Below are 786 nucleotides of genomic sequence, written 5' to 3' on the forward strand. Positions count from 1 at the left end.
CCGTCCCGCTAACGCGATCGGCATCCGCTGCTTCGGTGGCATGTCCATCATGTTCCCGAAAACTTTTGTTACCCTCGAAAAAGGCTACGCCTGCTGGGCAAACAGCTCAGCAGCCTTAGCTGAGCCCTAGTCCGTAGTTAGCAACACCAGCAAGGGATCCCGGTGAGCATGGTTTCCGCACCCTCCAGCCCAGTCCAGCCCTCGATGCCAGAGACGGCATTTCCTCCGCCACCGGATAAAGGCTACACCCGCTGCGCGAACAGCGACCTGGTCATCGAGGATGATGAGCCCGCGGACAGCATTCTCTCCAAAAAGCTGCAGCGCCTGCTCACCGGTGCCCTCTACACCTCATTCCAGCCCAAGGCCAAAGACACCGGGGAACCGATCCCCTTTTTGGCCACGGCCAATGTCGGTCTGTTCTATGCCCTCAAACTGCCTCCCCTGATGCCCGATGTGACGCTCAGCCTGGAGGTGGCTCCCCCCGCCAGCTTTGAGCGCAAGGAAGATCGCACCTACCTGGTCTGGGAGATGGGTAAGCCGCCGGATGTGGTCATTGAGATTGTCTCCAAGCGCAAAGGGGAAGAGCTGGGCCGCAAACGCAAAGACTATGCCCGCGCCGGCGTCAGCTACTACGCGGTCTACGATCGCACAGCGGGCGTAGCCTCTCCCTTGCGGCAACTAAGGGAACTCCAGGGATCCCCTCTGGCCCTTTTTCAGCGGCGGGGAGGTGAGTTTGTCCCCTTCGCGTCCACATGGCTGGAGGACAAAGGACTCCGTCCCGCTAAC

General features: G+C 60.6%; 1 protein-coding gene. It reads left to right on the top strand.

The genetic code is table 11. The annotated features are described in order from the left end of the window. Positions 1 to 168: 168 nt before the first annotated feature. Positions 169 to 786 (top strand): Uma2 family endonuclease (locus tag NW819_RS14315; RefSeq protein WP_414414157.1); only part of this gene is annotated, 618 nt, incomplete at its 3' end.

It is taken from the genome of Synechococcus sp. R8-2 (assembly GCF_047461715.1).
Taxonomy (GTDB): domain Bacteria; phylum Cyanobacteriota; class Cyanobacteriia; order Thermostichales; family Thermostichaceae; genus Thermostichus.